The organism is Crocosphaera watsonii WH 8501, from assembly GCF_000167195.1.
Taxonomy (GTDB): Bacteria; Cyanobacteriota; Cyanobacteriia; order Cyanobacteriales; family Microcystaceae; genus Crocosphaera; species Crocosphaera watsonii.
On record NZ_AADV02000182.1, the window covers coordinates 1 to 8,115 of the forward strand.

Annotated in this window: 9 protein-coding genes and 1 pseudogene; 6 read left to right on the forward strand and 4 right to left on the reverse strand. The window is 39.3% G+C overall.

Annotated elements, in window-relative coordinates; all coding sequences use genetic code 11:
- Positions 1-266 precede the first annotated feature (266 nt).
- The 5 genes and pseudogenes from ctpB (at position 267) to CWATDRAFT_RS27740 (ending at position 3,931) form a co-directional block, all read left to right on the forward strand.
- Positions 267-1,652 carry a carboxyl-terminal processing protease CtpB gene (gene ctpB, locus CWATDRAFT_RS27725; RefSeq protein WP_007308102.1) on the forward strand — a complete coding sequence of 462 codons (1,386 nt, stop codon included), beginning with the start codon at positions 267-269 and terminating at the stop codon, positions 1,650-1,652.
- A gap of 399 nt (positions 1,653-2,051) precedes the next feature.
- Positions 2,052-2,414, forward strand: a pseudogene (locus CWATDRAFT_RS27730) (IS5 family transposase); the annotation flags it as partial.
- A 77-nt stretch (positions 2,415-2,491) separates the two neighbouring features.
- Positions 2,492-2,635, forward strand: a complete 144-nt coding sequence (locus CWATDRAFT_RS38945; RefSeq protein ID WP_198139050.1) for a hypothetical protein — start codon at positions 2,492-2,494, stop codon at positions 2,633-2,635.
- A gap of 8 nt (positions 2,636-2,643) precedes the next feature.
- Positions 2,644-3,225, forward strand: coding sequence for a helix-turn-helix domain-containing protein (locus tag CWATDRAFT_RS27735; RefSeq protein ID WP_007303385.1), 582 nt, complete (start codon positions 2,644-2,646; stop codon positions 3,223-3,225).
- A gap of 64 nt (positions 3,226-3,289) precedes the next feature.
- A complete protein-coding gene (locus CWATDRAFT_RS27740; protein WP_007308104.1) occupies positions 3,290-3,931 on the forward strand; it encodes a transposase in 642 nt (213 codons plus the stop codon).
- Between the two features lie 506 nt (positions 3,932-4,437).
- On the opposite strand, the gene CWATDRAFT_RS27745 is transcribed toward CWATDRAFT_RS27740, so the two are convergent.
- The 4 genes from CWATDRAFT_RS27745 to minC all read right to left on the reverse strand — a co-directional run bounded on the left by CWATDRAFT_RS27745 (position 4,438) and on the right by minC (position 7,201).
- A complete protein-coding gene (locus CWATDRAFT_RS27745; RefSeq protein ID WP_021831342.1) occupies positions 4,438-5,007 on the reverse strand; it encodes a fasciclin domain-containing protein in 570 nt (189 codons plus the stop codon).
- A 247-nt stretch (positions 5,008-5,254) separates the two neighbouring features.
- On the reverse strand, positions 5,255-5,527 hold the full coding sequence (gene minE / locus CWATDRAFT_RS27750; RefSeq protein WP_007308107.1) for a cell division topological specificity factor MinE: 273 nt from the start codon (positions 5,525-5,527) through the stop codon (positions 5,255-5,257).
- Between the two features lie 24 nt (positions 5,528-5,551).
- A complete protein-coding gene (gene minD / locus CWATDRAFT_RS27755; protein WP_007308106.1) occupies positions 5,552-6,349 on the reverse strand; it encodes a septum site-determining protein MinD in 798 nt (265 codons plus the stop codon).
- 33 nt (positions 6,350-6,382) lie between these two features.
- Positions 6,383-7,201 (reverse strand): septum site-determining protein MinC, encoded by an 819-nt coding sequence (gene minC / locus CWATDRAFT_RS27760; protein ID WP_007308105.1) that lies wholly within the window; start codon positions 7,199-7,201, stop codon positions 6,383-6,385.
- Positions 7,202-7,499: 298 nt separating this feature from the next.
- Here minC and CWATDRAFT_RS27765 point away from each other — a divergent pair.
- The coding region (locus CWATDRAFT_RS27765; protein ID WP_042712645.1) for an IS1634 family transposase at positions 7,500-8,115 on the forward strand (616 nt) is incomplete at its 3' end.

Genomic DNA, 8,115 nt, shown 5'->3' on the forward strand with positions numbered 1-8,115 from the left:
TTGGTAGCGCGCCTGCTTTGGGAGCAGGATGTCGTAGGTTCAAATCCTGCCATCCCGATTGATCTATCTTAAATAGCATTGTATAGGTTTCGTGAAGCAGAAATTCATGAACTCTTAATGGAAATCAACGTCATAATTTCATAGGAGCGTGTACCATAGTATGAAAATAGATGAAAGGGTTTGCTTATGGTTCATGATTCCTTCATCTGTCATGGTTGGCTAACGTAAACTGCCTCTTGATTCCCGTTCGATATCGATAAAAAACTATGAACAATATCATAAAATACTTGTGCCGTCATCATTCACTCTTTTTAGGTGGAACTCTAGCTACGATTTTCTTACACACTTTAGCCCTACCTGTAAATAGTGCGCCTGAACCAGAAGTTCTAGAAAATAATCCCAAAGCCATTGTGGACGAAATCTGGCAAATTGTGAATAACGAATTTGTCAATCCAGATTTTAATCGGGTTAATTGGCAAGAAAAACGGAGAGAATTATTATCCCAAGATTACGATAGTCCAAAACAGGCATATAAAGCCATTCGTGAAGCCCTAGAGGACTTAAGCGACCCCTATACCCGCTTTTTACCCCCCAATGAATTTTCTGTGTTAACCAGCCAAACCGTCGGAGAAGTATCGGGTATTGGGGTGAGATTAGCCATCGATAAGCGTACCAGCGAAATTTATATCGTGGAAGCAGTGAAGAACTCTCCTGCCATCAACGCAGGATTAAAACGAGGCGATCGCCTGATTCGCATTAACGGCAAACCCACAGCTTTAATGAGTATAGAACAGGCCAAAGAAGCTCTTGCTGGGGAACTGGGAACAGAAGTCAGTTTACAACTATCACGACGGAATAAAGGGGTGTTTCAAGTTACTTTGGAACGAGCGCAAATCGAGATTCCTGCAGTAACTTACAACCTTCAAGAAGACGGAAGCCATCGCATCGGTTATATCAAACTCGATGAGTTTAGTTCCCACGCTACCGAACAAATGAAATTAGCCATCGAAGACTTAGGACAACAAGAGGTTTCTGGCTATGTTCTCGATCTACGGGGCAACCCTGGAGGACTATTGTTCGCCAGTGTGGACATTGCTCGTCTTTGGTTGAAAAAAGGAGAAATTGTCAGTACAGTTGATCGTAGAGGAGGCGATCGCCATTTCTTGGCTAATGGTACTTCCTTAACCGACTTACCCTTAGTCATTTTAGTCAATGAATGGTCGGCCAGTGCCAGTGAAATTTTGGCTGGGGCCCTCAAAGAAAACGGTCGTGCGACGGTAGTGGGGACTAGCACCTATGGTAAGGGTACAGTGCAGTCTGTTCATAACCTTTCCGATGGTTCCGGGTTAGCGGTAACTATAGCCCGTTATTACCCCCCCAGTGGCACCGATATCAACCAGAAAGGCATTAGTCCTAATGTTTATTTAGAGTTGACCATGGAGCAAGCAGTTCGCCTCAAAAACGATCCTAGCTTGATGGGAACCAATGCTGATCCCCAATACACAAGGGCTGTTTCTATTTTAAAAGGTCGCACTCAACCCATTTCTGCCCCTGCAACTCCTAAACCTGTTGGACTGCGTTGGGAAGAGTTACAAGAAACCCTCAAAGATCCCGATCCTCGCTGGGAAAGAATGCAGGAAACAGTCAATTAATCAAAAAAAAAGAATATTAGGAAATTGATCTGATTAGGGGTAGATGTTAACATCATGCCCTTTTTTTAATGGAAGTTTATCAATATTTTGCTTCTCTTTTTTGTCGTCATTTTATCTAGAAATAATCGTGATTAATAACTTTTCTCAACCCAGAAAATCAATAGTTGGGTCTAAAACCCCGCCTTTTAAGGCGCATAGTTTTTGAAGCGGAGCATAAATCTCTGTTTCAAAAACAACTTCTGTGCGATGGCGCGCCCTACGTAGGGTTTGCTGAATAAAAGCAAAACCCTATTCTTTAAAAGGTTACACCCATATTCGCGATCGCAAAAAAGATCAGCTTTGTCGGCTACAAACCGCTATAATTGGTAGAAACACCTCCCAGTTGTTGGTCAAGAACAAATGTATCGAAAAGAGGAGCAACCTTTACCGCCCCCAGAAAAATTTGAATTACCTTTCGAGGGCAAATTGTCCCCCAATAATCGTTGGGTAATCATGGCAGAGTTGATACCTTGGGATGATTTTGAGGAAGAATATGCTAAACTTTTTTCAGCAGAAAAAGGTGCGCCAGCCAAACTATTTAGAATGGCATTAGGGACATTAATTATTAAGGGAAAATTAGGAACAAGTGATAGAGAAACTATAGAACAGATTAGAGAAAATCCCTATCTACAATACTTTATAGGTTTAAATTGTTATCAACAAGAGCCACCACTGGAATCTTCAATGCTAGTTCATTTTAGGAAAAGAATTGATGGAGAATTGTAATTGCTCACCGCAATAAAGAATCTGTCTTGACAACATAAAGGTAAAATCGGAGATTTTTATGTATAGTGGGGGTTATGACCACAAATGCTACCATTGATTCAAAGCTAGTTAGAGCTATCGCCGATGAACAGTTGGCGAAGAATGTCTTCATGATTGAGTGGCTAGTGCAGCTTGGCGAAAGTAATCCACCAGATTTTTACAGAAACTTTCGTGACTAGCCACGACAATGTGTTTCAATGAAACTAACGGAAGAATCTCGAAGTTGATGTCCATGATAAAAGCATTGCCAATTAACCTCTCCAACCTACAGAAAACAGTACTCCAACAAATAGTGAGAGGGACAACAAACCCCTATCGCCTTGTTAGACGAGCCAAGCTAATCTTAGCCGCAGCATCAGGAGAGAGCAATAGTTCGATTAGTCGAAGATTAGAATTAGACCGAGTACAAGTGCGTCAGTGGCGATCGCGATGGTTTGAGGAGAGAGAAAAACTGAGTGCCGCCGAAGAACAACAGGTAACGGAGAAAGCATTAATGGTCTTGATCAAAGGAATTTTAAGCGATCGCCCAAGACCTGGAACAACAAAATCCTTTACGGTCGAACAAGTAGTCCAGATTGTAGAGATCGCTTGTGAAGAATGTGAAAAATCAGACAGACCAGTGAGCCATTGGACACCTTCAGAGTTGGCGGATGAAGCCATAAAAAGAGGAATTGTCGAAAAGATTTCCCCCCGTAGTGTGGGGCGTTTTTTAAAAAGAAGCGACATTACAAGCACATCTCGTTCGTTACTGGTTAAATGCCAAAATTGATGATCCCTTAAAATTTAAAAAGCAAGTCAAATATATCTGTGAACTTCATCAAGAAGCTAAAACTTTGTTAGAACAAGGAATTCATTTAATTAGTACAGATGAAATGACAGGGATTCAAGCTCTTGAGAGATTATTTCCGAACAAAAGAATCAAGCCTAAACAAGTAGAAAAAATCGAATTTGAATATGAAAGACACGGAACTTTAAGCTTGATTGCGAACTGGGATGTGGCAAGAGGAAAAGTTGTTAGTCCCTCTATTGGACCGACAAGAACAGAACAAGATTTTTCTGAACATATCCAGAGAACGATTAAGATTGATGAAAAAGCAGAATGGATTTTTATTGTAGATCAACTCAACACTCATAAATCGGAAAGCTTAGTCAAATTAGTAGCAGAAAGCTGTGGAATTACTATTGATTTGGGGAGAAAAGGAAAGGAGGGGATTTTGCAATCTATGGACAGCAGAGCAGATTTTTTATCAGATGAATCTCATCGAATTCGCTTTGTTTATATTCCCAAACATACATCGTGGCTTAATCAAATTGAGTGTTGGTCTTCGATCTTAGTCCGGCGTTTACTCAAAAGAATTACTGTCCGTTCAACTGAAGAACTATCCCAAAAAATTCTCAATTTTATTGATTACTTTAATCAACATTTTGCTAAGCCGTTCGTTTGGAAATTTAAGGGCTTTAAAGATCATAAGTGACTGGTGGATTATTTTTGCTAAGCTGCACTAGTTTTAGGAGTTAGGAGTTCGGAGTTAGGAGTTCGGAGTTCGGAGGCTCGATATTAGGTGTACATATTGAGTCCGAGAAACGTTATAGATCCCAAATGGGTTCTATAGAGACAACAAATGTTGCTCATCGGAATAACAGTCATATCGGAAACAACATTAGTATAAACCAAGTCAAAAAATACACAAGGTCAAAGGATGACAGTTGATAAATTGGAACAGTTAAAAATGTATCGTAAATTACCAAAATTAATTAGTTAAAAAGGGTTGAGATGATAACATTCACCTCAACCCTTAAGTTGATTTCTGATCAAAAAGATCCATTATTTATGGAAATCACCTAATTATGTATAGCGTTTCTCGGACTCATGAGGTACACTCCAAATTCCTACCTGTTGCCTGTTGCCTGTTGCCTGTTGCCTAAAGCTAAAAAATACTGTACCTCACAAGGATGGGAACTGCTATAAAAAGTTTCTTACTTATTTAGGAGGTAAGATTACTTTATCGATGACGTGAATTACACCGTTACTGGTCATAATATCAGCCTTAACGACGTTTGCATCATTAACCGTGACTTCTGAACCCTCTAACTTAATTTTAACCTTGCTGCCTTCCACAGTTTCAACCTTAACCTTACCTTCTTGGAGATCGGTAGATTTAACCACACCAGGAACAACATGATATTTTAAAACAGCGGCCAGTTTGTCCTTATTTTCGGGCTTCAGTAAATCTTTAAGAGTGTCTTCCCCTAATGCTGCAAATGCTTCGTCGGTGGGAGCAAACACAGTAAACTTACCTTCACCAGATAAGACATCTACTAACCCGGCAGCTTTAACCGCAGCCACTAAGAGTTCAAAGTCATCAGCAGCAACCGCTGTCTGGACAATGTTCTTCTTCATCCCGTGGTGATCCGCTATTATTTGGGTTTCTGGCTGAGACGCTTTTTGTTCCATTTTATCAGCAACCGCAGGAGCAACTGAGAATCCAAAGGCTACGAGTCCCCCTACTAAGGCAGAAAAAGATTTTAATCCGATTGTTTGTTTAATCATAGTTTTTTTGGTCTAATGTTAAGTATTATAACAATTATAACCCAATATTACAAAATAAAAGTTAAGGTTTCGGCAATACATATATTCTTGTGATAAGCAGTAAAAAACTCCCAATACTAGAAGTCCCACGGATGAAACTGCGTGGGACTTGTGAAAAAAACCGATAAGTGTCTAATTTATGCTTTTTTAGGGTTAAATTCTAGTAATTTTTCCTAGTAAATACCTAGACTCAAGACTCGATCGCGGTCTAATTTTCCCGTTTAATGCGACGAATAGGTAAATTAGCAATTAAAGCTGTCATACGTTGGTCACTTTCCAGGGAAAATTCCATTTCTTCGGGATCAATATCCACATAACGGTTAACCACCGCTAATATTTCTTTACGCATAGCCTCGAGCATTTCGGGGTTTAGTCCAGCGCGATCGTGGGCTAAAATGAACTTAAGACGGTGTTTGGCGTTGTCGCCGCTTTTGGTTTGACTTTTCCAGGGAAACATTTTGTCAAGAAAATGAAGAATCATAGTTTATAGGACTAGCAAGACAGTTTACTTTTTGAAAATCCTGAGAAAACGGGTGATCAGGTTATCATCAGCGGCCATAAAATCGACAAACGGAATATCTTTTCCGTTTAACCGTTGGGCGATATTCGTAAAAGCTAAACTAGGAAGAGAAGTCGTTTCTTCTAGGACTAAAGGTTCCCCTTTATTCGTAGAAATAATAATGCGTTCATCATCGGGAACAACACCCAACAGGGGAACCACCAACAAATCTAAAATATCCTCCACCCCAATCATTTGATTGAGTTGAATCATTTTTGGTTTAATACGATTAACAATGAGGCGAATTTTTTTTATATCTTCACTTTCCAGGAGGCCGACAACTCTATCCGCATCCCTGACAGCAGCCATTTCAGGGGTGGTGACAATGATCGCTTCTTGTGCTGGACATATGGCGTTGCGAAAACCCATTTCTATGCCGGCAGGACTATCAATGAAGATAAAATCAAATTGCTCGTCCAATAGTTCCACCAACTTTTTCATATCATCGGGACTGATGGCTTCTTTGGTGCGATTTTGGGCAGCGGGTAATAACATTAAATTGGGTTGACGTTTATCTTTGACTAAGGCTTTTTCTATGGAACATTCACCAGATAAAACATCAACAGCAGTGTAAACCACCCGTTGTTCGAGTCCCAAGAGTAAATCTAAATTCCTTAAACCAAAATCCGCATCCACTAAAGCAATTTTATGGCCTAAACTAGCGATGGCTGACCCTAAGTTAGCAGTAATAGTGGTTTTACCTACGCCTCCTTTTCCAGAGGTAATTACAATAACACGACTCATAATCTAAAACTCAATTATCCAATAGACTTATTATTATGCAAGATTGGAGCTATTTTTGTGCGTCCATCCCTGATCCTTGGCAGTGAATGTGTGGGTTTTATTAAAATTGAGGGCGGACTTAAGGCGTATCCCTTCGGTAGTTAAATAAGCCACCTCTGCCTCAAATACCTCTTGAATCTCCCCAGGGGGCCGGGCTACGGCTTCACCGATGCGTAACTGGGTTGGCTGCATTCTTAACGCCATGATACAACATTCTGGGTTGCCTTTTGCCCCGGCATGGGCAACACCCCGTAAATGTCCCCAAATGATGATATCTCCATCGGCGATCACTTCTCCCCCTGGATTAACATCCCCTCGAATGATAATGCTTCCTGGGTGACGAATGACAACCCCAGATCGGACTGTGGTTTTGACATATAAGGGTTCGGTGAGATTGCCGGGTTTAGCAATTTCTGTGGTAAAAAGTTCCCGTTGTGTGGTTTCTTGTTCCACGGAATAACCGGCCGTGGCCGCTGTAATGGCGGTTTGACGACGACTGGTAAAGACACGGGTTAACTTTAATTCAGCAGCCTCCAAAGCTTCCCCTATATTATGAAACTGACGACTATCTAATAAGCGGTTTTCTACCAATAAATGAACAGGGGTTGCTGGAGTCCAGGTTCCCTTATGATGGTTTAAACAGTATTTTAAGTCTTGTAATAACTCTATCCAGTCTTTGTTTGCTTCTTTAGGTTCGTTGTCGGGCAAGATTAATAATAGTTTTTTTCCTGCTCTTTTTAGGTGAACTTGGGAATAAGGTTTGGATACATTGGCATTATCCTTGGACAAAGATGTGGTTAGCTCATGATTCATAAAAGTTAAATCTCTCTAAATCAAACTGTGACTTGCTTCCTGTTTACTATCAGGGTGGATTCCGTATGTATAGTCAAGTGTCAGAGTCATGGGTTTAGTTTAGCATAAATCTTAAAAATCTTTGTAGGTGGTCGAATTTTGTTGTCTAACTGCTTATAACCCAGATTCCGTACTTCAAAAAGTAGCATTAAATACTACAAGCCTGGGGTTAATAATTAAGTATAATTGCTTAAGCTCTTGAAGACAAAAAAGTGGGATAATTGCTTAAGTTGTTTCCTCTGTAAAAAAAGAGCGAAAAATGTCTTATTTAGAAGAAATACAAGTTAAAAATTTAGACCATTTAGGGATAGTAGCTGGTTTAATTGATGAAATAGGAATAGTCAAAATAATTAATAATAAATTAGGAATAGATGTTAGAGAAAAAATCTCAGCAGGTACAGTAGTTAAGTCTATTTTAATCAATGGACTAGGATTTGTTTCAAGACCTCTATATTTATTCAGTCAGTTTTTTCAAGATAAAGCCATTGAGAAATTGTTAGGAGAAAGAATTAAACCTGATTACCTTAATGATGATAAAATTGGGAGAGTAATGGATGAATTATATAAATATGGACTAAATGATATTTTTATTGAAGTAGTTTTAGAAGTAATTAAAAAATTTAAAATAGACCTTAAATACTCCCATTTAGATTCCACATCATTTCATTTAGATGGAGAATATAAAAGGGAAGAAGATAAAGAGAAACAGGAAGAAGAAAAAATTATTAAAGAAAGACCAATTTTTATTAAGAAAGGATATTCTCGGGATCATAGACCAGACTTAAAACAATGTGTCTTGGATTTAATAACAAGCCAAGATGGAGATATTCCATTATTTGTGAGAGTAGGAGATGGAAATGAATCTGATAAAGCTG